Genomic DNA, 26,976 nt, shown 5'->3' on the forward strand with positions numbered 1-26,976 from the left:
GATAATTCCACTCATCTTCATTCAATAAAATGCTAACTGGGTACTTTCACTTTTTGAACAATATCAGACACTACATCCAGTTTGGTAATACTACTGTATTTTGCTTTCGAAGTTAAAATGAGACGATGTGCCAATACATAGTCTGTCATATGCTGGACATCATCCGGTAGAACATAGTTTCTGCCTTTCAAGAAGGCAAATGCCTGTGAAGCTCGAAATAACATTAATGAACCACGGGGGCTGACCCCCAACTTCAACCGTGGATCATCGCGCGTGGTCTGTACCAGATCGATCATATAACGAGCTACACTCTGATCTACATGCACCGATTTTACCTGATCCTGCATGCAGACAACTTCCTCATGGCTGAGTACTCGCTTCAGATGATCGACCGGATGTTCGGTTGACTGTGCAAACAGAATTTCCATCTCATTTTCTGCATCAGGATATCCCAGTTGCAGATGAATCAAAAATCGATCCAGTTGCGCCTCTGGCAAAGGATAGGTGCCGTGAAAGTCGACAGGATTCTGAGTTGCTAAAACAAAGAAAGGAGCAGGCAGAATATAACGTACACCTTCAATGGTCGCCTGCGATTCACTCATGGCTTCCAGCAAAGCAGACTGTGTACGAGGCGAGGCGCGATTAATTTCATCGGCTAATAAAATGTTGCAAAAGATCGGACCTTCTCGAAAATGAAATGTACCATCGACCGGATTATAAATCGACGACCCCAGAATATCGGTTGGCAATAAGTCGGGGGTGAACTGAACTCGATTGAAGGGAACATCCAAAGAGCGTGCCAGCGCTTTAGCGAGTGTGGTCTTGCCGGTTCCCGGAACGTCTTCCATTAAAACTGAACCGCTGGAGAGCAACGCCACAATCATCAGGTCAATGCTTTCCGACTTTCCCCGGATCACGTTACTCAGATTTTTCCTCAAGAGGCTCAGCATTTCGGAATAATCTTCACTCTGTTCCGGCAATGTGGACTGCGCCATATGACTTCTCAATCATCATTAGGTGTTGATAGGGGATATGCAGATGCAATGTGACGTATCGAAAATGATATTTCATCACAAACCCAAGGGACATATTGAATTATAACAGATCATAGAAAAATGAAAGGATCGACAAGGAAATATTTCGAAGTGAGTAAATCAATTTTAAATTTTTGATGAAGTTATCTCTATTGTTAAGATAGAAAACCTATTAGCCCCAAATACGTCCGTTCATTTTCCAGGCTGCCAGGGCTGTGGTCCATTGGGTTTTGCGCGTAAAAACTTCGCATCTGTTTCGCGATACCATCGATGTAACTTTTGACGCATTGAAGAAACTCGCTCCGGGTATTTTATAGCAAGATTCATCTGCTCTCCCAGATCGTCTTTCAGATTGTAGAGTCGGACGCTTCCGTCTTCAAAACGTTCAATCAACTTCCAGTCTCCCTCACGAATGGCAGCGCCGGGAATTCCGCCCTGATTGGAATAGTGTGGATAATGCCAATAGAGGGCTTCTCGATCCAAGCGTGACATTCCTTTCAATAAAGGCTTTAAACTAACGCCATCCTGATGTTGCTCTGGTTTAGCGGGTAGACCAGCCAGGTCCAGAATTGTCGGATAAAAATCAACGCTGATCACCGGCTCATCACAGGTACTTCCAGGCTTCGTTCCACCCGGCCAGCGAATCAGAAATACTTCGCGAATTCCCCCTTCGTACAACCAACCCTTGCCTCCTCGAAGCGGGAGATTCGAGGTAGGAGAACCTTCAGATGTACTCAAGCCACCATTGTCGGCAGATAACATGACGACTGTATTCTCAGCCAGGCCTGACTCCTCTAATTGATTAAGTACCTTGCCCACTGCGCGATCCATCGACTCTACCATCGCCGCATACACGGCGTGATTTTGCAGAATCCGTACACGTCGCTTTTCTTTAACCGGGAATACCTGCTCTTCCTCTGCAAATTCTTTCTGGTTTGTCAATCCTAACCGTTGCGCCTTTGCCTTGTATTTGGCGACTAAGGGCTTGGGTCCCATCAAAGGTGTATGCACTGAATAAAAAGAAAGATAGGCAAAGAATGGTTGCTCTCGATGTTCATCGATGAACTTAGCCGTTTCACTGGCCAGTCGATCGGGTAGATGCTCTCCTGCAGGTCCATCGGTTAAACGTGGATTTCCATAAGGAGAGAAATACTTCTTGCCACCATACGGTCCGCCACGATGCCATCCACCATGGTTTACATCAAACCCTTGATTTTCTGGCCAGAACTCTTCTGTCGGTCCCAAGTGCCACTTCCCTGCGAAAAATGTCGAATAACCATGCTCTTTAAGGGCTTCAGCGATGGTCACTTCATTTAAAGGCATTCGATTATTCAACGGTGCAGGCAGAAACTTACCTGCTCGTTTGCCGGAGAAGAAATTGGTCGCATCCACGCGCGTCGGATATTTTCCTGTCATGATGCTGTAACGTGTAGGACTACACACAGGATTGGCAGCATAGCCGTTGGTAAATCGCATTCCTGTTTCAGCAAGCTGATCAATGTGAGGCGTTTCGTAAAATGTTTTTGGATTATTACAGCCCACGTCCATATAGCCGAGATCATCCACCAATATGAATACGAAGTTCAACGGTTTTTGCGTGGCTTTCTGCGCAGCAAAAACAAATGTGTTTTCACATATCAATAAAGTGAAGATTAATATTGGAATCGAGCGCGCCATCTGTTTCATCAGGATGTACCCAGTTGAATGTTCTTCATTTATTTTCAATACCGTATTGTTTTAGTTTCTTACTCAATGTTGTTCGATGCAACCCCAGACAGCGTGCCGCAGGCGCACATTGCCCATGAAATTGATCCAATGCGACATTCATCACAGGAGGTTCGATCAGTGCCATAAGCTTTTCATAGAGATTCGTAGCCTGAACGGGATCAATCAATTGTTGTTCAGCCCACTGCTTGAGCAACTCAATAATCATGATATCAGAGTCTGCATCTGATTCTTCGCTTCCCAGAAATGACTTGGAAACGGGAGCCGGCAAATCCTCAGGCAAGATAGTCCCCCCGCGAGCACGTAAGGCCGCATGTTCAATTGAATTTCTCAACTCACGCACATTTCCATACCAGGGACGTTTCTCCAATTCTGAAATCGCTTCTGCAGTTAATCGATACTGCACCCCACTCTGACGGTCTACTAATCGCTCCAGGAAAAATTCAGCAAGGGTGCAAATATCCCCCACACGCTTTCTCAACGGAGGAATATCAATTTGAAAAGTACACAATCGAAAATAAAGATCATGTCGGAACTTACCCTGTTTGATTAATGATTCCAGGTTCCGGTGTGTCGCCGCAATCACACGAAAGTTGGTTTTCACTCGCTGGGTTGACCCAACAGGCAAGACCTCTCCCTCTTCAAGTGCTCTTAAAAGCTTGATCTGAATCGGTAGTGGAATATCGGCAACTTCGTCGAGAAACAATGTTCCCTGATCAGCCTGCTCCAGAAAACCAACACGTGTTGACTCGGCTCCAGTAAATGCACCTTGCAGATGGCCGAAGAGTTCACTTTCTGCCAGACTTTCACTCAGAGAAGCTATGTTTACCGCAATAAACGGTCCTGAAGCGCGTTCGCTGAATCGGTGAATCGCGTGTGCTGCGAGCTCCTTACCTGTTCCACTTTCACCAGAAAGGAGAACACTTGCCTCTGACCCGGAAACGAGCGCGATGGACTTGAATACATCTTGCATTTCAGGAGTAGAACCAACCAAACCGTCCACTTGTCGAGTCTCTCCGACCGATGGTTCCTCACGCCGCGACTCATAAATCGCTTTATCCAACACCTGTTCCATCTGATTCAGATCGAAGGGCTTCACAATATAATCGAAGGCACCATTGCGAACAGCTTCGACCGCTGTTTGTAAATCACCATAAGCGGTAATAACGATCACGGGCACAGGACCAACTCGATCACGAAGCCCCTGCATCGCAGTCAGTCCGTCCATACCTGGCAAACGCACATCCATCACAACGACATCGGGACGATCTTCCTCGGCAAGGCTCAACGCCTGCTCTGCAGTCGATGCTGTCATCACCTGATGACCATGACTTTCACCCAGTTGGCTTAAACCCCAGCAAATGGATTCTTCATCATCAACGATTAGTAATTTCGACATGCTCTTTCTCCGCGTTCACCAAAGGCAATTCGACGACAAAACATGTCGTCCGATCTTGCCGCTCCCAGCGTATCTGCCCGGCGTGATTCTTCACAATTTTTCTGGCCACAAACAAGCCTAACCCGGTTCCGTCTTTTTTGTCAGTTACGAGTGGCTCATACATTTTACTGATAATTTTTGAATCTGGACCTGCTCCTGTATCCTGTACTTCCAAAGTAACAGACTCCGGACTACTTTGAAATAGTCTGATACTGACTTGACCAACATCGCCTGCCATCAAGTCTTTTTCCGACTCAGCGGAAACTACCGCTTCAATCGCGTTCAAGATCAAATTGGAAATCAGTTGCTCCAAAGCTTCGGAATCTCCCTGAACGGTAATTGAATCTGAAGCGGCGTTATTTTCCAGATTGATTCCAAAATGTTTCGCAGTCGGCATGACCAGACTTACTACTTTGGAAATGATCTCATTGAGACAAATGGGACCAAAACGGGAAACATCGCCCCCCTTATTCTCCAGAAAACTTTGTAAATACTGTTCGATCATCGATAGCTGACGATTGGCAACCTGTAACGTTTCATCCTGACTCTCGGCACATTTACGGAGATGTAAGTCCAGGGCAATGCGACAACCCGTGACAGCATTTCGTAACTGATGTGCAATCGCACCTCGTATCTGCCCCAAAGTTTTCAACCGCTCACTGCGTTTGATCTCATCTTCATAATCACCTAACAGTTCAGCCATTTGATTGATCGAAATACTCAAATCGCGGATCTCATCATTGCGGATTGGTAGAATCATGGGCTGAAAATCTCCGTGTGCAATCTGCGCAACTTTTTTGTCAAGACGTTGCAGGGGCCGTGTCACGCGGGCTGCAATCACCGTTGCCAAAAACGCGACCACTGCCAACGCAACACTGCCTGCGATCAGAGAAGGATATATGGCATTCGATAATGCATCCCGATACTCTTTCGCTGGGTAATAAATATGCAGATACTGTTGCCCCTGCGTTGGGGAACGTGGTTGAATTTTTACGACGGTATGAAAAAAAGGAGCATCGCCAGTTTGAAGTACATCGGAAATTTGTAACTCATTCCACATAGGAGGTCCAACTGCAACAGCCTGTGGTACAAAATCAGGGCGGGTCGAAGCGAGAACCTCGTCATTTTTCCCTACGAGTACAAAGTCGGCTCCAGAGAGACCTTTGGTTTGATTTAAAACCGCTTCCGTCAGCGGAAATGTCGCTTCATTCAAAGTATGCGCAATTTGACGAAACTGATCACGAATCTGCAACTTGATTTGATTCGTCGAGAGATAAGCGTGTAATAGGGTCACACTCACAATAGCACAAACCATAATTCCCACCATGGGAATGAGAATCTGATATCTCAACGGCCAGCGCATCATCAAGGGTGCTTTCTCTTACTGTTAAAATGGTTCCGATCACCTTCATTTTAAGTCATGTGGGGAGCAGAAAACATGATTAACCTGACAGATTTATCTCGCAGTTGATCACATCACTTGAGAATGTAAGCCGGTAATATGTCGTACATTTCAGCGCTTGTGTCTATTTTAAGAACACGTTCCGGGATTGTTTGCAGGCCGAACTAGTCTCAAGTCGGTATAAACCGAACTCCAGACTCAGGAAATTACGGAAGTCCCTGGAAAACAGTCGTTTCGGTACACATTTTGCGTCATGGTCTTCTAAAATGGAACTACTGAAAAAATCATGTACAACGACAAGGAAACTCTTTAATGCGTAACAGACGTGGATTTACATTAATCGAATTACTGGTGGTGATCGCCATTATCGCGATCTTAATCGCCTTACTCCTGCCCGCGGTGCAGCAGGCACGCGAAGCAGCCCGGCGTACCCAGTGCAAAAATCACCTCAAACAATTAGGGTTGGCAGTTCATAACTACACCAGCAGCTATCGCTATCTGCCTCCCGGGGCAAGCGTCGATTTATCAGTGACTTCAACCGGAAATAACGGCTCATGGGGCGTGCATGGTCGTATCTTACCATTGCTTGAACAAGGAAGTCTTTATAACAATGTAGACCTCTCCATAGCCTGGGACTTCCAAACTGCCATCGATGGCTTAAAAATTCCCGTTTATGCCTGCCCTAGCGATCCGAATAGCGATCGTGTGCGTGATCCGGGTAGTGGAAGAGTGAAGCTTTATCCTACAAATTACGGTTTCAATTATGGAACCTGGTTTGTGTATGACCCCACCAATGGAAGTGGTGGCAATGGCGCTTTTTTCCCAAACGCCAGTTTAACAATGGCGACATTTACAGATGGAACCAGCAATACTCTGCTGGCAGCGGAAGTGAAAGGTTGGCAGGCCTATACTAGAAATGGAGGACCGTCAACGACGACAATTCCGAATAATGCAGGCGAAGCTGCAACCATCGTCGCATCGGGAGCAAATTTTAAAGTCAATACAGGACACACTGAATGGCCCGATGGCCGAGTGCATCATACCGGTTTTACTGTAACGATGAATCCCAATACTCATGTGTCTTATAGCAATGCGGGCACAGAATATGATGCCGACTTTAATTCCTGGCAGGAAGGAAGAGATGGAAGTGCCGGCTCTCCCACCTATGCCATTATTACTTCACGTAGCTATCATACAGGAGTCGTCAACGCGGTCCTTGTCGATGGTTCAGTGCGTACTATCAGCGAAAATATTTCTCTTGATATCTGGCGCGCATTAGGCACACGAAGTGGTGGCGAAGTCCTGGGTGAATTCTGATTTTTAGTCGCTTTATGACTCAATCCCAAGGAGTTGACCTGGTTTCAGGTCAACTCCTTTTTTTGTAAACGTGTTGTCTCATTTTAAAAATTTAACATTAAACCAGAGCTTCCAACACGTACCGAAACTACCAAAAAAAACGTGAATTCTTCTTTCATAGCCTTCCCTAAATTCCTATCGATCTACAACAATGAAACAATCAAGCAAAGCGCTTTTCTGATTCGAGATACTTCAAATAGATTAATAGATTAAGGAATGAGAAATATGAGCTACCAACCTCGTATTGTAGCTTTCGCCGGTAGTACACGTGAGAACTCTTATAATAAACGTTTAGTAAGAATTGCAGCTAACAGCGCCAGAGAATCAGGGGCTGATGTGAAGCTGATCGATTTGCGCGATTTCCCCATGCCTTTATTCGATGAAGATCTGGAAACGAAAGAAGGAAAAAATGAAGCTGCCCGCGATTTCAAACAACTGCTGATTGACAGTGATGGTATCTTGATTTCCTCACCTGAATATAATGGCTCACTTTCAGCCGTGTTGAAAAATGCCATCGACTGGGCCACCCGCGCGGATGCGGGTGAAGCTCCCGGGTCATTGCCTGCCTTTCGTGGGAAAGTCGTCTCACTGATGAGTGCCTCTCCCGGTGGATTAGGAGGTCTCAGAGGACTCGTTCATTTACGAGCAATTCTTGGTGGATTGGGATGCATCATGCTCCCCGCACAACTGGCCGTGTCCAGTGCCCATGATGCATTCGATGAATCCGGTAATTTGAAAAATGAAAAACAGCAGCAGCAAATTCTGACTCAAGGGCGAGAGCTATCAAAGTTTATTGCTCAACTCAATAAACTGGATTCCTGAAAACTAACTTGGAGAAACTTTGAATTCCACCATTAAAATCGACTTTCTTTTTCATAATTGCTACTGCTAATATGAAATAAGTTCAGATTTGATTCACATCCTGAGACTTGACCACGGAAAAAATCATGAGTTTAAAACACAGCGCTCGGCTATCAGTATTTGCGATTCTTGTACTTTCTTTTTTTCTATCACAAGATGTCTTTGCTGAAACGCAACCAGTCTCTACATTCAAGGTCGATGAAAAAGATAAAACGCATTGGTTCGATATCAAGAACCTGGGTGTCGAAGGCAAAGGTTGGACTGATACGGAAACATTTTTTGATCGACTACCCAAAAAAGCAAAAGGCGTTGTTCGCCCTCCAGTCTGGTCGCTCAGTAAACATTCAGCTGGTCTTGCCGTTCGCTTTGTCACAGATGCCACCACGATCAAAGCAAAATGGGAACTGACGTCTGCCAATATCGCAATGAATCATATGGCTGCAACTGGTGTCAGTGGCTTAGATCTCTATGTCAAAACCGATTCTGACAAGTGGCGCTGGCTGGCAGTAGGCCGCCCTTCAAAAAAAGAAAATAGCGTCACTCTGATCTCAGGCCTGATGCCGGGAAAACGAGAGTATTTTCTCTATCTGCCACTCTACAATGGTGTCAAATCGGTTGAGATTGGCATCCCGGAATCCAGTCATCTCTGGAAAGCCCCCGCGCGACAGCCAGGTAAAAATAAACCACTGGTCTTCTGGGGTACTTCGATCACTCAGGGAGGTTGTGCTTCTCGAACCGGCATGGTTCATACTGCCATTCTAGGCCGCAGGCTGAATCGTCCGGTGATCAACCTCGGATTTTCTGGCAATGGGCGCATGGAACCGGAAGTCGCGAAGCTGATAGCCGAATTGGACGCCAGCGTCTTCATCATCGATTGCCTGCCCAATGTAACCGCACCCGTGGTTGCCAAAGAGACTGAGTCCATCGTCAACACATTACGTAAAGCGCATCCAGACACTCCGATCTTACTTGTAGAAGATCGCACTTATTCAAATGCTTATCTCAAAAAGAGTAGCCAGGAAAGACATCGTACGAGCCGTCAGGCGCTCCAGGAAGCCTATCAAAAACTGAAAAAAGCAGGTGTTAAACATCTGTATTATCTGGATGGGGAATCTCTGCTGGGCAATGACAGCGAAGATACTGTCGATGGATCTCACCCCACCGACCTTGGTTTTTTCAGACAGGCCAATGCATTTGAAAAAGTACTAAAACCTATTCTTGACCAACAGTCTCAATAATGAAAATTCGCCTCAGCTTATGCATGATTCTTATGTTATCGCTATCCTGTGAAAAGCAGGAAGACGGCGTTAAACCGAATGCTGCACTTCCACCTGAAGCTCAATTTCAGGAGTTTCATGCCGAAATTCAAAGCTTCTGCGGAAGTTGTCATCTCTGTCCTGATCCAAGTGTGTTAACCAAAGAAGCCTGGCGGATGCAGATCCCCAGAGAATATGCACACTATGAATTATCCCCGCGCAAGAATCTGCGCGTACCACCCATGGCCGAAGTGATTCAATACTTCGTCACACAGGCTCCAGAACAACATGATTTACCAATACCAATTGTCGATACCCCTCAAGGTCCTATCAAGTTTAGAAAAGTAGAGTTTCCGCAACAGTCTGACAAACAAATGCCCAGCATTTCGCATTTGAATTGGATCCCAGGAGCAAATGAATCAGGAAAACTCCTGATGACCGATATGGGTTCGGGTGAAGTCGGGTGGATTCAGTTCGATTCATCCAAGCCCAGCTATTATCCTGTGGCGAAATTGATGAACCCGGCCCACATCGAACGCATCGATCTGAACCTGGATCAGAATGATGATTATCTGATTGCGGACCTGGGTAGTTTCGGTCCAGCGGATCATGATTCTGGCAAGGTGGCATTGTTGGTATTCGATAATGAAAAGCAAGCTTATCGACCACAGACCCTCCAGGAAGGATTAGGACGTGTCGCCGATGTAAAAGCGGCTGACTTCGACAAAGATGGAGACCTGGACCTTGTCATTGCCGAATTTGGCTGGCGAGATACCGGACGTTTACTCTATCTGAAAAATGTCTCGCCTTCGAAAGCAAGTTTGAAATTCGAATTTCAGGTGCTCGATGGTCGTCATGGTGCCAGTCATGTTTTAATCACAGATTTGAATCATGATGGTCTGCCTGATCTGATCACACTCTTTTCACAGGAGCATGAAGTCATCGAAGCCTTTTTGAATCAGGGAGCAGGTCGCTTCAAAAAAAAGACGATCTACCAGGCTCCAGAACCCGCCTATGGCTCTTCCAGTATCTCACTGGTGGACCTTGATCAGGATGGAGATCTCGACCTGCTGTATACGAATGGCGATACAATGGATTCGTTTGAATTACGCCCCAGTCACTCCGTGCAATGGCTGGAAAACAAGGGTACGTTTCCTTTTCAACATCATCATATCGCAGTTCTGACTGGCGCGTATTGCGCGACTCACGGAGATTTTGATGGAGACGGCGACATCGATCTGGCTGCCTGTACGATGACGTGGAATTATCAGGAACCTCGCAACACACTTGTCTGGTACGAACAGACAGCACCGGGGCAGTTTAGTAGACACCCTCTCGATTTTTCAAATGGACAACATGCAGTGATCGAAGCAGGTGACTTTGACGAGGATGGAGACCTTGATCTGGCAGTCGGAGCATTTGAAGTTCAGGACACTGACCAAAATGAATGGTTTTCGATCTGGTGGAATGAAGGTCCTGTGAAATCAAATTAGGTTCTGACGCTATTTCGCAGGCTTCAATAAATCACTGATTTTTTTCTCGGGATCTACCGAAAACACCGTTTTCGCGTGTGGGTCGGAAACAAGAACATTTTCGCCTTGTAGTGTGATACCAACCGGATTTTTGAAAGGATCACCGGACACCCATTTTTCCGTTTTTCCATCAGTTGTGACTTTCCAGAGTGCTTTCTCATAACCATCGCTGACAATTGCCGTCCCATCGTCGAGCACGACCACGTCATGAGGAAAGTTGAAGGGACGTCCTTTGACAACCACCGTCACTTTGCCATCGGGACTGACTTTCAAAAGCTGGTCCGCGGTTCCTGAAACAACCCAAAGATTCTCTGCCTGATCGAGCGCTAACCCACGGGGTGCGCTCACTTTTGCAAAAAGTGTGGGTTCCCCTCCCACGGCGGGAACCTTCCAGATTTGATGTAATTCCAGATCAGAAACGAGTAGATCGCCGTTTTTTGTTACCACTACATCCATGGGAATCCCGATACCCCCATTGGTTAACGGTGTTGGTTTCTCGCCTTCTTTTTCGAAACGATACACTTCGCGCGTCGAGGAATCGCCGGCGATGACTCGCCCTTGCGAGTCTACTGTAACGCAGCGAACCGCATTCAAAGGAGTACGAAATACTTTGGAACCGGTGAAGAAACTTTTGGTCTTCCCTTTCTCGACACTCCAGATTCCCGGTAACTTCCGATCCGCGACGTAAACGGTCCCTTTGTCAGAAGCTGCTACAGACAAAGGATACAACATCTCCTGAGCTCGACTCACACCAGTCGTACAAAAGGATGCCAGAAACAAAATACAGGAAAAACTACGAGGTAAAAAGCGCATCGTCTTGAACACCTGATCGAGATAAGGAAAAAGAACACCAAGAATCATATTATCGTAAATCAGAAGCAAATGCACTCATAAAAAAATACTCAGGGTTTCTGCAGAGCGTTCCAGAAGCGGGCACTGTTTTGCCGACGCGTATGATATTGCGTTTGGTCCTGCTGTAACACCTTATCGTCTGGATATTTCTGGGTTGGATAGGGATACCCCCCCATCTCCCGAAACGGTAGTGGTTTTACTGATTGCCCTAGAATTGTGTGCAAATTAGCGTCTTTGTCCCAGCCGACATTATGCAGGATAAAATCGCGTTTCCAACCAGGTTTATCTGGTGCTGCTGATACTGCAAATCGTAACCGCATCTCATCGCCGGCGCCCATGATCACCAGACGATTGTCAGCAGATTCCACTAAAGTTTTCACATCACCATAGCGTGTAAACCCCCCTTGCATCGGTGGCCACTGGATGTCTGACGACAGACTTTCATAATCATAACGTTCCGGGCCATTTCCAGGATGATTAATGGGAGTGGAAAACCCGCGATATTTCAATGTCGCTGATTCCAGCGGCAGCACTCTCATCATAAATTCCGCTGATTCTTCGTCTACAGTGAAAAAAGCCTGATCCCAGTAGAATTCCATATTTGTATTAATTCGTACGCGATAATCGTTAGTTAAGAACTGGTCTGCCAAATCAACGGCAATTGTTTTCGTCTTCCCGCCAGGAAATCCCATGAAAGGCATGACAGTTTTCCATTCGCCGTTCTCATCAGGAACCGACAGAGACGGCGGCCGAGGCGACGGCATCGATGGATTTTCCGATAAAGCCAAGTTGATACCGGTATCTGTCGGATAAATCCAACCGGTCAGAAACAATTTCAACCGTGGTGGCGTCTTCGTATTCAGTACCGCTTCAGTATTCAGGTCCAGTTCCAGAAAATGATCTTCGGTCAGTCCCTGGCGATATTTGTGATCGAAGGTTTTCGCGTAGACATCATCGGCGTGTTTAATCTCTGCCAGTACGTCGCGACCTCTCTGATTGATAGCAGCAACAGGTAATTGTGAGTTTTTTACCGTATGAATTTTGAACGCAGCCAGATCGAGAGGACCGACTTTTTCATTCGAGAAAATTTCGACATCCGCTGGATGGTCAATCGCCAATAACTGTATGGTGTCGAAATAACCAGCTTCCCAAAGTTCTTCTGTCACCCGTAATTCATAAGAACCGTCTTTTTCTTTTAAACGGTCGCCATCAATTTTGAGAAATTCCCAGTCACGACAAGGGGCCACAATGCCTTTGCCAAACTGCAAGCCGATAGGCGCCGCCCAGAGCAGATCTGTATAAAAAGAAAACTGTTCGCCATCCCAGGTATAGAGATAAGGACAAGATCCCATCAAAGTCTGCTTCTCATAAATTCGCTGATCGGTTTTCGCATTGATAATATTTACGGGAATTCCATTAGTCCATAGGACACGAATCGCTTCAGCTACAGTTTGTTTACCAAGACCAAAATGTGTCGACTGCCCCGCTACAATTTGTGGCTGATAAATCGTACCACTCCGTAGTTCCAGCAAACTTCCAATTCCGTAATGATTCACACGACCACTGGCTGATTTGACTTCTCCTTTAACCTGTTCTGCTCGGAGTGAAATATCAAGCCAATGGTAATCATTGCCTTTATTCTGTCTTTGAACGATTTGGTTTTCTGTAACGGCAATCACGTCGAGGCTGCCGTCTTGATTCAGATCGTATAGCAAGAATTTTTGAATCGGCCTAGGAAACTCGATCATTTGGTCTTGCACATAGACAGTTTGACCTGCCTTCTGCTCAGCTGTTCCCAAACATAGCTGCAATCCATTTGAGCTCGACGCCACCACATCCAAAACTCCATCATTATTTAAATCCCCTGTCTGTAGCATTGCATTCTCGGCGTTCTTGACAGGCTCTGCCTCTTTGAGAGGTCGCACGCTGGCAATCTGCACGCTTCCCGGTAGAGGTCGGTTCGTCTCTGCCAACATCATCTGTGCTCCGGAAATACCAATCAGATCCCATGAACCATTGCGATCAAAATCAGCCAGTCGACATTCCTCAAACTGATTAATGGCTGACTCTTTTTCTTTTGCGTCAAATTGTCTCCAGCGAAATCGGCCATGGCGCAAGTTTTCCAGATAGCCTGCCTGCTTCGATTGACGGCTGCATAAGATCAAATCAAGATCGACATCCCGATCCCAGTCAACACGTACAATAGAGGTCGCCGCCAGACTGTCAGGAGGTAACTGAGAATTCATACTGATATCTTGAAAGGAAAAATCACCTCGATTCGACCAGAGTGATAATCCGCGAGAAGTCGAAGCCACCAGGTCCAGGTCACCATCATGGTCGATGTCAGAAAAATTGACAGCCAGTACATCGCTTAATACTGCCAGATCATTCTTTTGCGCTTTCAGAACGAGTGTTCTTTTTCCCGTTTTAAAATCCCATTGATTCTCGAAAACTTTGATTCCTGATTTCCCAGAAAGTACCAGATCCAAATCTGCATCGCGGGACGGCGACACTGGAAACAGTGTTTGCTCTTTTTTTTGATTGGAAGCAGCCTGGTTTAGCTGTTGCACGTCTGCGTCCAAATCTACTGCGTGGACTTCAGAATAATCTCCATTACTAGTTTGGTTCACGATGATTTCCCAAATCCCGGACTCATTCTGTGTAAACACGGAAACCTGCTCTGCACTCAACAGAATCAAATCTGGCTTACCATCCAGATCGAAGTCAGCAATCTGTAAATCTCTGATATCAGGTGGTAGTTCCGTAGAAAATTTCAATGGATCAGGTTCAGCAAATTCAACCGTTAAAGGCTTTTGTCGTGGTGGCCACTCGACAGCAGTATAAAATTCAGCCGGAAAATCGTGTATCACAAACTCAAGCGGATTCTGCTCTACACGTCGTCGATCACTTTTGACTAAATCCTCTGCTATCAACACATTTCTCAGAATTCGTGCGTTTCGAATCACAAGTTTCCACTTTTGATCCCGAATCGCGGTCACTGAATCGTCTATCAGTTTGTTTAAATCCAGCCTTGTATGATCTTTGACACTGTCTGCCAATGGACCAGCCAACTGTTTGACTTTCTCAAACACAGGAACAGCTTGTTCTGCTTTCTGACCTACTACAACTTGTAAATAATCGAGTGTCAGAAACAGATTATCCGATTGCAGTTCCCAGGCTTTTTCAAGTGAAGACTTTGCTTTCTCCTGCTCCTCAGGTTTTTGAATCTGTTTTTGTACCTCTGATAACTCATACCAGACGGCAGCATCTTCTGGATTATGTTGAATCGCACGTTGTAAAGCAGCTAAAGCCTGTTGAAGGTCACCCAGCGCAGTATAGATTCGTGCTGAGAGAACATAGCTGACACCAGAATCTGGAGCGATTTGAATCAATTGATTAACGGTACTAATTGCCTGTTTAGCAAATTCCTGGTCAGCCTGTATTTTTTCGGGTGTCAGTTGTAACAAGCGGCAGATGGTTAAATTACGAAAGCCAATTACTTCTCTGGGGAGTTCTTCTGTCAAACGTTCCAGCAATGGATCACTTTCTGCATACTGTGCATTTTCCAGATAAGCAATGCCTTCATTTTTAAATCGCAGTAATTCATTCGCCTTTTCGTAGGAAATCAATTCCTTCGCGGCTGGCCCCTGATTCAGCGGCGGCGCTTTGACGGTTATAAATACTGCGAACGCGACTAGAAACAGAATCACAGCCACTATGAACGCAAAATGTGATGACCGAGACGGCATAGATAAACCTTTTTACAAAAAATGAAATCAAGAACGAACTTTGTCAAAGGATACACTTGCCACCAGCGGATGTCAGTCGACTCACTATCACTTGATTGACTTGAATTCATACCAATCTTACAATAAAAAGATCACATTTGCACACATATACTTGATAATAATTTATCTTCAACGCAACACACATTTGGAACTTTTATATGTCTTTTGACTCCTATCATAAATGGCTGGGTATCCCGCCGGAAAAACAGCCACCCCATTACTATCAGTTGCTGGGAATTTCTGTGAATGAACAGGACTCAGAAGTCATTCAAACCGCAGCCCAGCGTCAACGATCTTCGATTGAAGATCATTTGCATGGTGCACATCACCGAGAAGCGACACAGCTGATTTATGAAATTGAAGAAGCGGAACTGACTCTGTTAAACCCCGAGCTTCGTGAAGATTATGACAAGCGAGTCAAGCTGGTCCTCAAACGGCAAAAAAGTAAGCAGCGTCTTCAAAACCTCGATCCCGATTCCAACAGGCCTGCCGGTGAAGGTAGTGGGTTAATGCCTCGATTCCTGGGAATCACATCTGTGATTCTGGTCGGATTTCTGATCATGGCTTACTTTGCTTATCAGCGCCCACGAACGGAAGATGAGAAAAAGGTACTTCGTGCTCAACCCATCAGCATGAAAAAACAACCTGCGCCTACGAAACCAGCGGTGATTGAGAATCAAGAGAATCCCGTTCCCACACCGGCTCCTATAGCAAAAACAGAAGCAGAGGCCATCGCATGGATTTTTTCTGTCGGTGGAAAAATCAGAACAAAAACGGGGCAAAAGATAGAACGCGCTGCAGATTTACCACAGAGTCCTTTTGAGATTACCATAATTGATCTCATTCAGTGTGATATCACTGATGCAACTCTTGCCAATATTCAACCACTGAGTTCTGTACAATCTTTGTTACTCAACGACACTAACATCACAGATAGTAGTATTGCTGTCATCAATCAATTCAAGAACTTGCATAACCTTTATGTTCCCGGAACGAATATAACTAAACAGGGATTATCGCAATTGAGCGATCAACTCGAGCTTCAAATATTGTACGTCAATAACAACCTCGGTCTTGACGATGAAGTTATTAAGACTGTCGTTCAATATCCACAATTAATGCGTGTTTCACTTGGTGAAACTCTGGTCACAGGTCGATCGTTAGAGGCGATGGCCAGTTTGAAAGATTTGGTTGGTCTACAAATTCATCTTACAAAAATCGATGACAAAGGATTAGAACAACTCCAGGCGTTTCCAGAACTCCAGAATCTGTTCTTGGGAGGGCCCTTAAATTCCGAACAGGCCATTTTGAATTCACTCCAATACCTCAAGAAGCTGAAACTTCTCTGGATCTTTGATGTCCCAATAACAGACTCGGGTGTGAACGGCTTGGCAACTATGACAAATTTAAAAGAGATTCGATTAATTCGTGCTCAAGTTTCAGATGCAAATGTCAATCGTCTCAAAGCAGCGCTCCCTGACGCAAAAATCACTGTGGAAAAATGATGGTTCCCTCAGAGAGCTTCTGGCGCTAGACTGTGGACTGGTTTTAACTAACAGATATTCGAACGGCTTATCGTTTTTTAAAACCGTTTGCATGCTAGACTAACAGTGAGTCTATTTACCCGAAGAGTTCGCGCACGGGTTGCCCCATATCGGTAATTGGCACAGGACGGTCGCCAGAGTGTAACTCTTCGGAAGGATCGATGCCCAGCGCACAATAAATGGTCGCATGCAGATCGGGAACTGAAACGGGACGAGAGACAATTGCTTCGCCGAGTTCGTTTGTCACACCGATCGTTTTTCCATTTTGTAAGCCACCGCCTGCCAATACCACGCTGAAAGCTTTGGACTGATGGCCACGGCCTCCACCCGAATCGAATTTCGCAGGACGACCAAACTCTGAAGCGACAACAATCAATGTTTTGTCGAGTAGCTTATGTTTCTCCAGGTCGAGTACCAATGACGACAGTGCAGAATCAAGCTCTTTAATCAACAAATGCTGATTGAGCTGGCCGTCATTATGGGTATCCCAACCTGTACCATTTACGAAGTTCAGGTTATGAGAAACTTCGATAAAGCGAACTCCCGATTGAATCAACCGTCTCGACAACAGACAACGCTGTCCAAACTCGCCACCGTAGGAAGCGCGCAGGTCACTTTTTTCGTTTTCTAATTGGAACACTTTCATGAACTCGGGACCGGACAGACGAAGTGCTTCGGCGACAGATTCGTCATAATCCTGGATCGTTTGTCCGCCGAAACTTTTCTGGCGATATTCGGCTCTTACCTTTGACAATAAGCGTTCTCGGCGATCCTGCCGACTCTGATTGACGCGTGCGGATCGAGTGAATCCACTAGGACCGGCGGTCGTATCTGTCAGGTAGACGTAACCGGCTTTACTTCCCAGAAAACCAGGGCCACGGGTCACATTCGGATATCCAATCAAAACATAAGCAGGGGCATGCGGGCTCGCGGCTCCTCTCTGATGGGCGACCACCGAACCAACTGAAGGATAAGTGATTGTACCCGTAGTAGGCCGTCCTGTATGCATGCGATTTGTGGCAGCCGCATGTTCGTCAATCACTTCATGATGTACGCTCCGGACAATGTTGAATCGATCTAGAATCGGCGCACATTTGGAAAGATGCTCACAAACTTCAGTTCCCTGAATCGCTGTCGGAATCGGATCGTAATAGGAACCTGCCTTTTTCGCTTTCGGATCGCCTTTCCGTTTGGGATCCCAGGTATCAATGTGGCAGGAACCGCCACCCAGCCAGACCATAATACAATGCTCTGCTTTTCCGACAGGCATAGGCTGTTTCTTGACACTCGATTTCTCAGAGGCCAGAAGTTGTTGCCAGGGAGTCCCCAAAGCAGAGGCAGCCAAACCGGTTACAGATGCCTGGCGCAAGAAATCACGGCGTGTTGAATGAAATTCGTTCATGATTCACTCTTAGTTTATAATTCTGATAAAGTATCGTGATTAAGTTAAGTCGAGAAGTTAAGGCACAAAGATAAATTCAGGAGAGTTTAAGAGTGCCCAAAGCATATCTTCATATCGATTTCGCCAGTCGTCTTTTAGACGCTGTGTAGGAGGGTCTCCTTTTTTCACTGCGGCCTGAAGTTCGACTTTAATTTCATTGGCCCGGGGGCTCAAATGATTTGACCAACCGACCAGATTACGAGGTAACGGTTCAGGGCTGACTATTTTTGCATTGGGATTGACGCGGTCTGTAAAACCGGGTTTGAGCAACTCAACAAACATCTGCAATTCATTAGTTGTTAGCTCGCGTGTGAGTGTTTTTAAGACCGTCTGGTGAATCAACTTTTCTACAGGCTGATCCTGCAATGCCAATTCTGTAAAATCGCTGTCATCAGAAAGGCGTGTAAAACGCTTCCCAACGATGCCATTTGCGAGAATCGCAGGCTGTAGCGCTGTTGAGGTATACTCTCTGACGCTTGTCGGATTCTGTCGCGTATCCCGCCAGCCGAACGTTTTCAGTAGCGTAATAAATGGCTGGCCAAAGGGGAGTGCGAGGCTGGGACGATCACGCTCGTTCGAAGGCGAGGTAAATTCCCAGGCACGACGAGGAGATCCCAAGTCAAGAGCGGTCGGAACGCCCAATGCCCCATCAATGTCGATACACATGCGTCCGGCATTTAAAGGCTTACCACAAATCGCAAACATCGAATCAACAATTTGTTCGGCTTGCATTCTACGTAAAACAGGAGATGCAAAATTGTAAGTTCCCTCCACAATGGATTCGACTTTGGTCGCATCAGTACTCACTTGCCGTTGGTAGAGATCCGATTCAAAGATCAGACGTGCTAAATACTTTAAATCGTAGCCGTGGATGACGAATTGTTGTGACAGGTATTTAAGTAATTCCGGGTGTGAAGGCTCCTGCCCATCCCAGTCATCAACGGGCTCGACCAGTCCCTGACCGATATATCGCTTCCAGACGCGGTTCACAATCACATTCGCAAAGCGATCGTTTTTAGGCGAGGTAATAATGGCCGCCAATTGCTCACGAGTGTCTTTGGCAGAACGTAGATAGTTTTCAGGAAAACGTTCGGGATTGATCAATTCTCCAAACGTCCACTTGGGAGGAACCTGCTCTCCTGGCAACAAGGTCACTGAAACGAGCATCGAATTTGACTTGGGGTCAAACCCCGGAATCGAGCTGGTTTTAGGAACTCCTTGCGGCGTTCGCTTTAACATCGCCGCCAGACTGAAGAGATCGCGCTGTTTGAAATCATGAAAGGGAGCATCATGACAGCGCGCACATTTCATGTTTAACCCCAGAAAGGTTTGACCAATGATGTGTGCTTTTGCCGCCATCGGAGCATCGTTTTGTGAAGCCATTTCAAAACCGGCGGGTCCACCGAAGTATTTACTGCCCTCCATCAAGACCAGTTCGGTAAGGAAGCGGTCAAAAGGTCTGTTATCATAAAAGGATTCATGAATCCACCAGCGAAACGGTCCCGAGTTATTCAAAGTGGGTTTGATGACATTGGGATTTTCAGCCAAAACATCCTGCCAATATCCAACCCAGTTATCGGCCCAACCGGGATCATTGAGCAGACGCGTAATGGCATTTACACGCCGTAATTCTGGTTTATCAGAGAGATATTCCTGAATCAATTTTGGCGAAGGGACAGTTCCCATTGTGTCGAGTGACAGTCGCCTCAGAAAGGCGAGATCATTGAGCTGTGGTGATTGAGCGACCTTCTCTTTGGCTAAACGTTGATTGATGAAATGATCAACTTCATTGTTTGCCCGTAACCCGGCAGTAGCCGCGGGTACTTTGGCTTGGGGTTGCTTCAGTACTTCCTCTCTTGCAAGCCGATGCCGCCAATCCCAGTATTTGTCTTCTTTGGTGGCCACTTTCTGTCGACGCTGCGCATTGATGGCGATCAGTGAGTGGCGGAACTTGCGTTCGAAGGGAACCCAGCTTTCATCAGTTAACCAGACAATCTCATCATCGTTTGAAAGTAATTGAAAGTCTTTTTCAAGATCACCGATGAAAATGGCGGTTTCTCCGAAATCAGCTCGATGACCGAAACCACCGACAAACATCTCAAACCGCACACGGTGTGACTTGCCGTCTCCAACGTACTCGATCACTTTTTCCTGATCGCCTCGATGCAAGGGGCGAATATGAGGTGCCAGGCTACGATCTACATCAAAGACACGACCGTGAGCACTACCGGAAATTTTATGGAATCCCGTCTCGGCAACTAATTTATCGTCGATATAAAGTCGAGACGCGTTTCGCGCTCGTACCAGAATCCGCTTTTTTCCTTTAGGAATGGTCACATGCGACATCGCCCGAATTAAAAACGGACCAGAACGATCCAACTTGATACCCCGACTGGAATACTTATTAGGTATATCAATCAGCGCAAAATGAGGTTGCGTGTATGATTCTGAAAAACGAGGCGGGCGGAAGGTCCATGATTTCCGATTGGGAACCCCTTCAAACACATCCACTTGAACCCGATCTGAGGGAACACTGGTCCAATCGATGCGCGGCTTGGGAGTAACATAATGAAAGTGGGAAGCAATTTGTTTCGCAGATAATATAGTTCTGTAAATGGCGACTTCATCCAGTCGTCCATGAAATGAACTGTTTGCTGAACCACCCAATGAAGAACCGATCCAGAGTTCATCGTTATCGACAACGGGAGGCAAAGTTGTATCACCGCCCATATCCCACTTACCGGAAACAGTCTTACCATCAACATACGCCTTCAGGCTTTTCTTTTTTCCGAAGGTATAAGTTACAGCAACATGATGCCAGTTGCCTGAGCTGATCCCCGCACCTCTTGAAGTCCAACGATGAAAGTTTGGCTTTTCATCTTTCTTTTTTGGATGCCCACGAAACAAAAAGCTGATCTCAGACCCAGTGACCCTTAAGCCATAGTTCTGATTATCGCGCGCCATACCTGGTCGGTTAGTGCGACCTTTACCAATAATATAGTAATGACGGCCTGACTGAGTGGATTCCATATTGACCCAGGCCTCTAATGTAATTGAATCGCCAGAGGTAAAATCGAGGATACTATTCTCACCCGGGTCAACAACGCGGAGAAACCCCTGGCCTGGCTTGAATTCTGCAGCCTGATTGTTTGACTGGAATAGAGGAAACTCAGAAGGTCTGGGACCAGTTGATGTCTCTACTCTATTGCCTCTCAACAATCCCATCAGCGCTTGAGGTGACTGCTTTTTATCATGATGACTCAGCGGAGTACTGGGAAATCCCGCCTTTGAACGTTGTTCGAAACTCCAATAAACCGACGGTTGATGCGAGAGTATTAAACCACGATAACTGGTATGAGGTTTCTTTGCTTCTACTTCTGCAAAAGAATGACTGGGAAGGAAGAAGAGCAATAACGCCAGAAAAGAAGAAGCACTCTTAATGGATACCAGAAATTTCATAATACGTAATTCCAGATAAACGGGTTCTCGGAAGAGAAACAACAGTGGGCGGGTTTTGTCGTAATCGAATAACAGAGTATTCCTGACCGGCAAACAACACTGCACACAAGAACACAAACTCTATTGTAGATTACGATCTACCAGCATATACCGAACTGCACCATAATCTCACGCCAAATTATATCATGTTTGTCCAATTTGTGAATTTTTTGTGAGATCGGCGATCTTCTGGTATATAAAAGCAGCTTACTTCGACATCGCCAGTCTACTGATGGCACTGATATTGGGGATCATTCAAATCTTGAAGCCTGACGAGACTGAAAAATTTGTTCAATTGCTGACCGCGAATCAGAGTATGCTTTATGCCTATATTCGATCATTGTTACCAAATTCCGATGCGGTACAGGATGTCCTCCAGGAAACGAATATGGTGCTCTGGCGACGATCAGCAGAATTTAAAGAGGGAACGAATTTTGTTGCCTGGGCATGCAAAGTCGCTTATTTTCAAGTTATGGCCTTTTACCGTGACAATAAACGAGATTCCATGGTATTTAATGTCGAGCTGGTATCCATGTTAGCAAAACAAAATGAAGAGAAACTGGCTGGTTCGCATGACCTGCAGCAGGTTTTGTCGCGATGTCTTACCAAACTTCCGGAACAAAGCCGCCAGCTGATTCAAAAACGATATGCACCGGGTGGATCTGTGCAATCCATTGCAGCGGAACAAGGGCGATCCGTAGGTGCTATTTCTCAAATGCTTTACCGTATTCGTCAACTATTGCAAGAATGCGTTCAGAAAACACTTGCCAGTGAGCAGGGAGAGTAATTTATCATGAATATCAATTCCCATGATCATGAAGAACAGAAAGATCCGCAACAGATCATCTCGGCATTTCTCGACGGTTTACTCACCGAAGAGGAAAATCTGAGCTTTCTGGCAAGTCTGGAATCTGATGAAGCAACCCGTAACCTGTTTCTGGAAATGATGAATACCGATTCCCTTTTGCAATGGGAACAAGGGCAGACGGAACCTTTACCAGATCTCATTCATGCGAGCAGCGAAATCAACGCTGACACCACAAACATCGATCCTGGTGTTGTTTCAGCACGCAAGCAATTAGCCATGATGCGCTATGCATTGGGTGCAACAATTGCCATCTGCGTATGTCTGGCGGGACTCTTAATTATGGAAAGTCATCCCACTCCGGCAGTTGCGCAATTTGATTCCAGCGATGGTGTTCCTGCCGCTATGATTATCGAGGAACATGATGCGGTCTGGGAGCAAACGGAATGGACACAAGATGTGAGCAAGCCGCTTGTACCCGGCTGGTTAAAATTGAAATCAGGACGCGCGTTAATTGATTTTTTAGGTGGAACAACGATTGCCTTGCAAGGTCCTGCAGCACTGGGTTTGAATGCCAATAATCGAGCCTATTTAAAATCCGGTCGTTTAGCTGTGGTGGGAACTTCGCGAACGCATGAGTTTACTTTAACAACAGAAAATCTGACGATCCTTTCACAGTCGGCCAATTTCGGACTGATCGTAAATCCCGAAAAACAAGCGGAATTACATGTTTTTGAAGGGAGTGTCACTGTTTCACAATCGCAGTCTCAACCGGATGAACAACCTACTCAGAATCAAGTCTCCGTACCCGTTGATTCGATCAAAGTTGAAGCAGGTCAGTCTATTATTTTCGATCAGAGTGGCCAGGAAGTTGCACGTCAACTGGCTAATCGAAGTGAATTCCCGACTCGCAGTCAATTCTCTGTTGCTGATCCTCCCGGAGACATTCCAGCGATCAATTTTGCTGAATACCAAATCAAACCTTATAGTTTTCAGGACGGACAATATGAATTACCCACTGACTACCAATTAATCGAACAAGGCAAAGGCCTTCGTCTGTGGGGAAACGCCTGGAAAATGATAGAGATCAACCGAGAAATCACTCCTGATACCGTGATCGAATTTGACTTTCGCTGTGCTCATGAAGGTCAGATCCATGGCTTTGGTTTTGATTCAGATAATGAGTATGACGCTCGGACTAATTATGTTTTTCAGATTTACGGCTATGAAGTGCGGCCCGGTATCGGCCAGCAATTTAACACGTATTCGGGGACTGACTGGAAACGTTTTCGGATTCGAGTAGGACGTTATCATGTGGGAAAACAACGTTATCTCTATTTTCTCGCCGATGAAGATGTCATCGCCCGCGCGGAAAGCCAGTTTCGTAATGTGAGAATTTACGAAGCCCCGACAAATCAGTAAATATTCTTGATTAGGGGTAGGTTCTCAGCGGAACAGGTTCAGGGTTATCCTCGATAATCATCACTTCTTGATTTGCCGCCAGTCGCTCGAATGTCTGATTTTTTCCTGAAAGCCATTCAACAGAGATATTTTGTGCTTCGGTCTGATTGCCTAATCCAAAAACCAGTATCCGCTGATTGCTGGCCATGTACCCATCCCCGGCAGTCAACTGCCTCATCATTGTCTGACCGTTGACTTGCAGACGCACCGTGGTCCCAATGGCATCCCGGCTGGAAATAGTTCCCGTTAAGTGGATTACGAGACTGTTACCATGATTCTCGGTTGTATTTTGTAAGAGAGCAACAGGAGACTGTAATTGAGTAATTACCGCTTCCGGTAATCCATCTCGGTTCCAATCCAGGCGCGCGAGTCCGCGTCCAAGCCGTTTTTCTTCAAAGAAAGGCCCCAATTCATTGGCTGGAATGTCTTCATATTGACCAGCGCCTGTGTTCAGAAAAAACTGTGTTTTCATTTGATACGGCATGCCAGTCTTACTTAAATCTTCCACATGTCCATTAGTGGCGATTAAATCCAATTTGCCATTTAAATTCGCATCCAGAAATTGAGTTCCAAACCCCAACACGGAAAGGCTGGAATCGTGAAGTAAGGATTTACGAGTGAGATCCAGAAATATTTCCGGATTGATTTGACTGTAAAATGTATTGGACTCACGAAAATAATTCGTCACAAACAAATCTAATAGTTCATCACCATTGCCATCACCGGCCGCAATTCCCATACAGGCTTCAGTTCGACCATCGGAATTGAGGGCGAGCCCTGCCAGAAGAGCCTGTTCCTGGAAGTGAGGCAGGCTTTTGATTTTAGTGGTCTGATTGACAAAATAAAAATTGGGAACAGCATCGTTGGCTATGAATAAATTTAACTTGTTTTGATTCCCAAAATCAGCCGTAACAATCCCCAACCCCTTTCCGTCAGGAACTTCAATTCCCGATTCAGATGTAATGTCTCCGAAGTTACCATTGGTCTGATTCAAAAAGAGGCGATCCTGTGCAGCAGGAAAATTTTGTGGCATACATGAGCGAAACGAACCATCGCCAGTTCGGCACACACGTTCGAATACATCTTTCCCCGTGAGATAGTTGACCGCATAAATTTCAGGAAACGAATCATTGTTTAAATCTGCCAGGAGACAGCTTGTTGTCCAGTCACTAGCGTTACCTGTTGCCTGATTTGACGCTGAAAATGTCCCATCTCCATTGTTGAGATAGAGTCGATTTTCACCAATGTTTCCGACATAAATATCATCAAAACCATCGTTGTTGATATCACCAATTGTCACACCCTGGCTAAATCGATTTTCTCTGATTCCAGTGTGGTCAGTTACATTTCGAAAAGTGCCATCTCCCTGATTAAGAAATACAAAGTCGAGATATTGCATATCACGTTCACGAGGTGGCCAGACACATCCTTGTGCCAGATAAAGATCGGGCCAGTCATCATTATTCAGATCAAGGACAGCAACCCCTCCTCCGGTAAACTCATACATTTTCGGTTTTCGGTTTGGTTGTTCCGCGCTATTGAAATATTCAAAGACGACTCCCGTCTCTGCTGCGACTTCCTGGAATGTGACTGCAGAATGCTGCGTAACTATAGTGGAATAATCAGCAGGTAAAGACTTTGGTGATCGCGTCGGCAGAGGATACACAGAGAAATCAATCTCAGATGCCGGGTTTTTTGAATCCAACATGCGTTTACGTGGGATCGTCGCCAGTTCTGGACCAAGCTCATCCAAAGTACTTCGAGCCCATGTTGCCTGGGGTGCAAGCATCAACGCTGCTTTACTCCAGCCAAACGATTCCCAGATCAAACCAAGTTCTTTGCCTAGTTGAACTGCTTTCTTGGCAGCGTTCAAATCCTGATCGGAAAAAGCCACTTTCACTTCGCTTTCATATGCCTGAAGTTTTGTGGTCTGATCAAGAAATCGATTTGCCTCTTCTGTTTCGCCCTTTTTTAATAAAAGTTGTCCCAGTTGATAGCAGGCTTGAGAGTTCGTTCCATCAAGCTGAATTGCCTCTCCAAAACATCGAATGGCAGCATCCACATTACCCTGTTCTTGATACCAGTTTCCTCGAATGTTCCAGATCAGGGGATGCTGATTTGCTTGTTCTGGCAATTTATACAGCCAGGCTTTCATCTCCAGTGGATCATTTCGCTGGCGAATCAATTGGCCCGATTTGACATAGGCTTCTATCAACTTCGGATCCAGTTTGATGACTTGCTTTAGTTGTTCTTCCGCTTTTTTAAACTGCTGCTCCTCAATCGATCCCCGTGCCAGACCTAAAAGTACCAGCGGATCATGGGGGGAAGTTTGCGCATATTCCAGGACCGTCTGATAGTTTTCAAACGCACGGTCCCCCATCACAAGTAGATAAAGAATGATGGGAGTAAATCGATTACTGGAAATCAATGACAAGCGTGGGCGTTCTGCTTCCCAACTTTGCGAACTTAAACCAAGCAGATATGCCAAATGCTCATTGGCGATTGTATTTTGAGGGTCAAGTTCTAAAAGTAGACGATATTCTTTCTCTGCACGAGAGAGAGCTTTTAATTTCATTAACAAAAGCTCGCCCGCTTTACCGCGGGCTTTGATTGCGTCTGTTTTTTTTGAATCGGAAACACGGTCGTAGAAGATCACGGCCTGCTCATAATTCCCTTGTGCCTCTGCCGCTTCCGCGGCAAGCAGTGCGGCCTGATCTGCATATCCCCTCTGACCAAGCAGTGATTCTGCAATTTGCTGTGCGATGGAATATCTTTTTTGCAGCAGTGCTTCATTTGCTGTTTTTAGTAGTTGGGCAGGAGAATTCTGAGATTTCCCATAGTATACAAGAACTAATAAACAAACACAGAATAAACTGAGAGAGATTCCTATCTTGATATTACGCTTCATAGATCAAGTTTATTATGGTTTAAGATCAAAGTCGAATCAGTTTTTGGCTTCTTTAACGATGACCTGTATACCTGT

General features: G+C 45.8%; 16 protein-coding genes. 7 read left to right on the forward strand and 9 right to left on the reverse strand.

Annotated elements, in window-relative coordinates; genetic code table 11:
- Positions 1-32: 32 nt before the first annotated feature.
- The 4 genes from V202x_RS25955 to V202x_RS25970 all read right to left on the reverse strand — a co-directional run bounded on the left by V202x_RS25955 (position 33) and on the right by V202x_RS25970 (position 5,563).
- Positions 33-995 carry an AAA family ATPase gene (locus tag V202x_RS25955; RefSeq protein WP_145179773.1) on the reverse strand — a complete coding sequence of 321 codons (963 nt, stop codon included), beginning with the start codon at positions 993-995 and terminating at the stop codon, positions 33-35.
- 231 nt (positions 996-1,226) lie between these two features.
- Positions 1,227-2,711, reverse strand: coding sequence for a sulfatase (locus V202x_RS25960; protein WP_409996692.1), 1,485 nt, complete (start codon positions 2,709-2,711; stop codon positions 1,227-1,229).
- Between the two features lie 34 nt (positions 2,712-2,745).
- A complete protein-coding gene (locus V202x_RS25965) occupies positions 2,746-4,158 on the reverse strand; it encodes a sigma-54-dependent transcriptional regulator (protein ID WP_145179777.1) in 1,413 nt (470 codons plus the stop codon).
- Complete coding sequence (locus tag V202x_RS25970) at positions 4,136-5,563, reverse strand: sensor histidine kinase (RefSeq protein WP_145179779.1); 1,428 nt, start codon at positions 5,561-5,563, stop codon at positions 4,136-4,138. The genes V202x_RS25965 and V202x_RS25970 overlap by 23 nt, the downstream gene beginning before the upstream one ends.
- Positions 5,564-5,911: 348 nt before the next feature.
- Here V202x_RS25970 and V202x_RS25975 point away from each other — a divergent pair, with 348 nt between their 5' ends.
- From V202x_RS25975 to V202x_RS25990, 4 genes are all read left to right on the forward strand, one after another.
- Complete coding sequence (locus tag V202x_RS25975; protein WP_145179781.1) at positions 5,912-6,916, forward strand: DUF1559 domain-containing protein; 1,005 nt, start codon at positions 5,912-5,914, stop codon at positions 6,914-6,916.
- A 264-nt stretch (positions 6,917-7,180) separates the two neighbouring features.
- Positions 7,181-7,777: an NADPH-dependent FMN reductase gene (locus V202x_RS25980; RefSeq protein ID WP_145179783.1), complete on the forward strand. Its 597-nt coding sequence runs from the start codon at positions 7,181-7,183 to the stop codon at positions 7,775-7,777.
- 125 nt (positions 7,778-7,902) lie between these two features.
- The gene (locus V202x_RS25985; protein WP_145179785.1) at positions 7,903-9,054 is read left to right on the forward strand and encodes an SGNH/GDSL hydrolase family protein; all 1,152 of its coding nucleotides are present in this window, start codon (positions 7,903-7,905) and stop codon (positions 9,052-9,054) included.
- A 32-nt stretch (positions 9,055-9,086) separates the two neighbouring features.
- Complete coding sequence (locus V202x_RS25990; RefSeq protein WP_197993101.1) at positions 9,087-10,565, forward strand: FG-GAP-like repeat-containing protein; 1,479 nt, start codon at positions 9,087-9,089, stop codon at positions 10,563-10,565.
- A gap of 9 nt (positions 10,566-10,574) precedes the next feature.
- Here V202x_RS25990 and V202x_RS25995 read toward each other — a convergent pair whose 3' ends face one another.
- A complete protein-coding gene (locus V202x_RS25995) occupies positions 10,575-11,417 on the reverse strand; it encodes a hypothetical protein (RefSeq protein WP_145179789.1) in 843 nt (280 codons plus the stop codon).
- An 89-nt stretch (positions 11,418-11,506) separates the two neighbouring features.
- Positions 11,507-15,205, reverse strand: coding sequence for an FG-GAP-like repeat-containing protein (locus V202x_RS26000; RefSeq protein ID WP_145179791.1), 3,699 nt, complete (start codon positions 15,203-15,205; stop codon positions 11,507-11,509).
- A 197-nt stretch (positions 15,206-15,402) separates the two neighbouring features.
- Between V202x_RS26000 and V202x_RS26005 the strand changes: the two genes are divergently transcribed.
- Positions 15,403-16,749 (forward strand): hypothetical protein, encoded by a 1,347-nt coding sequence (locus tag V202x_RS26005; RefSeq protein WP_145179793.1) that lies wholly within the window; start codon positions 15,403-15,405, stop codon positions 16,747-16,749.
- A gap of 115 nt (positions 16,750-16,864) precedes the next feature.
- Here the strand turns inward: V202x_RS26005 and V202x_RS26010 are convergent, their stop codons facing one another.
- Together V202x_RS26010 and V202x_RS26015 are read right to left on the reverse strand one after the other, a co-directional pair.
- On the reverse strand, positions 16,865-18,190 hold the full coding sequence (locus V202x_RS26010) for a DUF1501 domain-containing protein (RefSeq protein WP_145179795.1): 1,326 nt from the start codon (positions 18,188-18,190) through the stop codon (positions 16,865-16,867).
- Between the two features lie 57 nt (positions 18,191-18,247).
- Positions 18,248-21,688 (reverse strand): DUF1553 domain-containing protein, encoded by a 3,441-nt coding sequence (locus tag V202x_RS26015; RefSeq protein ID WP_145179797.1) that lies wholly within the window; start codon positions 21,686-21,688, stop codon positions 18,248-18,250.
- A 211-nt stretch (positions 21,689-21,899) separates the two neighbouring features.
- Between V202x_RS26015 and V202x_RS26020 the strand changes: the two genes are divergently transcribed.
- Positions 21,900-22,514: a sigma-70 family RNA polymerase sigma factor gene (locus V202x_RS26020; protein ID WP_145179799.1), complete on the forward strand. Its 615-nt coding sequence runs from the start codon at positions 21,900-21,902 to the stop codon at positions 22,512-22,514.
- A gap of 6 nt (positions 22,515-22,520) precedes the next feature.
- The gene (locus tag V202x_RS26025; protein WP_145179801.1) at positions 22,521-23,954 is read left to right on the forward strand and encodes a hypothetical protein; all 1,434 of its coding nucleotides are present in this window, start codon (positions 22,521-22,523) and stop codon (positions 23,952-23,954) included.
- A 10-nt stretch (positions 23,955-23,964) separates the two neighbouring features.
- Here the strand turns inward: V202x_RS26025 and V202x_RS26030 are convergent, their stop codons facing one another.
- A complete protein-coding gene (locus V202x_RS26030) occupies positions 23,965-26,901 on the reverse strand; it encodes an FG-GAP-like repeat-containing protein (RefSeq protein ID WP_145179804.1) in 2,937 nt (978 codons plus the stop codon).
- Positions 26,902-26,976 lie beyond the last annotated feature (75 nt).

The organism is Gimesia aquarii (assembly GCF_007748175.1).
Lineage (GTDB): Bacteria > Planctomycetota > Planctomycetia > Planctomycetales > Planctomycetaceae > Gimesia > Gimesia aquarii_A.

What these genes read in the sequence shown, in the direction of transcription:
- V202x_RS25955 (WP_145179773.1), bottom strand. Translation starts at nt 995, where the DNA reads ATGGCGCAGTCCACATTGCCGGAACAGAGTGAAGATTATTCCGAAATG.
- V202x_RS25960 (WP_409996692.1), bottom strand. Translation starts at nt 2,711, where the DNA reads ATGGCGCGCTCGATTCCAATATTAATCTTCACTTTATTGATATGTGAA.
- V202x_RS25965 (WP_145179777.1), bottom strand. Translation starts at nt 4,158, where the DNA reads ATGTCGAAATTACTAATCGTTGATGATGAAGAATCCATTTGCTGGGGT.
- V202x_RS25970 (WP_145179779.1), bottom strand. Translation starts at nt 5,563, where the DNA reads ATGATGCGCTGGCCGTTGAGATATCAGATTCTCATTCCCATGGTGGGA.
- V202x_RS25975 (WP_145179781.1), top strand. Translation starts at nt 5,912, where the DNA reads ATGCGTAACAGACGTGGATTTACATTAATCGAATTACTGGTGGTGATC.
- V202x_RS25980 (WP_145179783.1), top strand. Translation starts at nt 7,181, where the DNA reads ATGAGCTACCAACCTCGTATTGTAGCTTTCGCCGGTAGTACACGTGAG.
- V202x_RS25985 (WP_145179785.1), top strand. Translation starts at nt 7,903, where the DNA reads ATGAGTTTAAAACACAGCGCTCGGCTATCAGTATTTGCGATTCTTGTA.
- V202x_RS25990 (WP_197993101.1), top strand. Translation starts at nt 9,087, where the DNA reads ATGTTATCGCTATCCTGTGAAAAGCAGGAAGACGGCGTTAAACCGAAT.
- V202x_RS25995 (WP_145179789.1), bottom strand. Translation starts at nt 11,417, where the DNA reads ATGCGCTTTTTACCTCGTAGTTTTTCCTGTATTTTGTTTCTGGCATCC.
- V202x_RS26000 (WP_145179791.1), bottom strand. Translation starts at nt 15,205, where the DNA reads ATGCCGTCTCGGTCATCACATTTTGCGTTCATAGTGGCTGTGATTCTG.
- V202x_RS26005 (WP_145179793.1), top strand. Translation starts at nt 15,403, where the DNA reads ATGTCTTTTGACTCCTATCATAAATGGCTGGGTATCCCGCCGGAAAAA.
- V202x_RS26010 (WP_145179795.1), bottom strand. Translation starts at nt 18,190, where the DNA reads ATGAACGAATTTCATTCAACACGCCGTGATTTCTTGCGCCAGGCATCT.
- V202x_RS26015 (WP_145179797.1), bottom strand. Translation starts at nt 21,688, where the DNA reads ATGAAATTTCTGGTATCCATTAAGAGTGCTTCTTCTTTTCTGGCGTTA.
- V202x_RS26025 (WP_145179801.1), top strand. Translation starts at nt 22,521, where the DNA reads ATGAATATCAATTCCCATGATCATGAAGAACAGAAAGATCCGCAACAG.
- V202x_RS26030 (WP_145179804.1), bottom strand. Translation starts at nt 26,901, where the DNA reads ATGAAGCGTAATATCAAGATAGGAATCTCTCTCAGTTTATTCTGTGTT.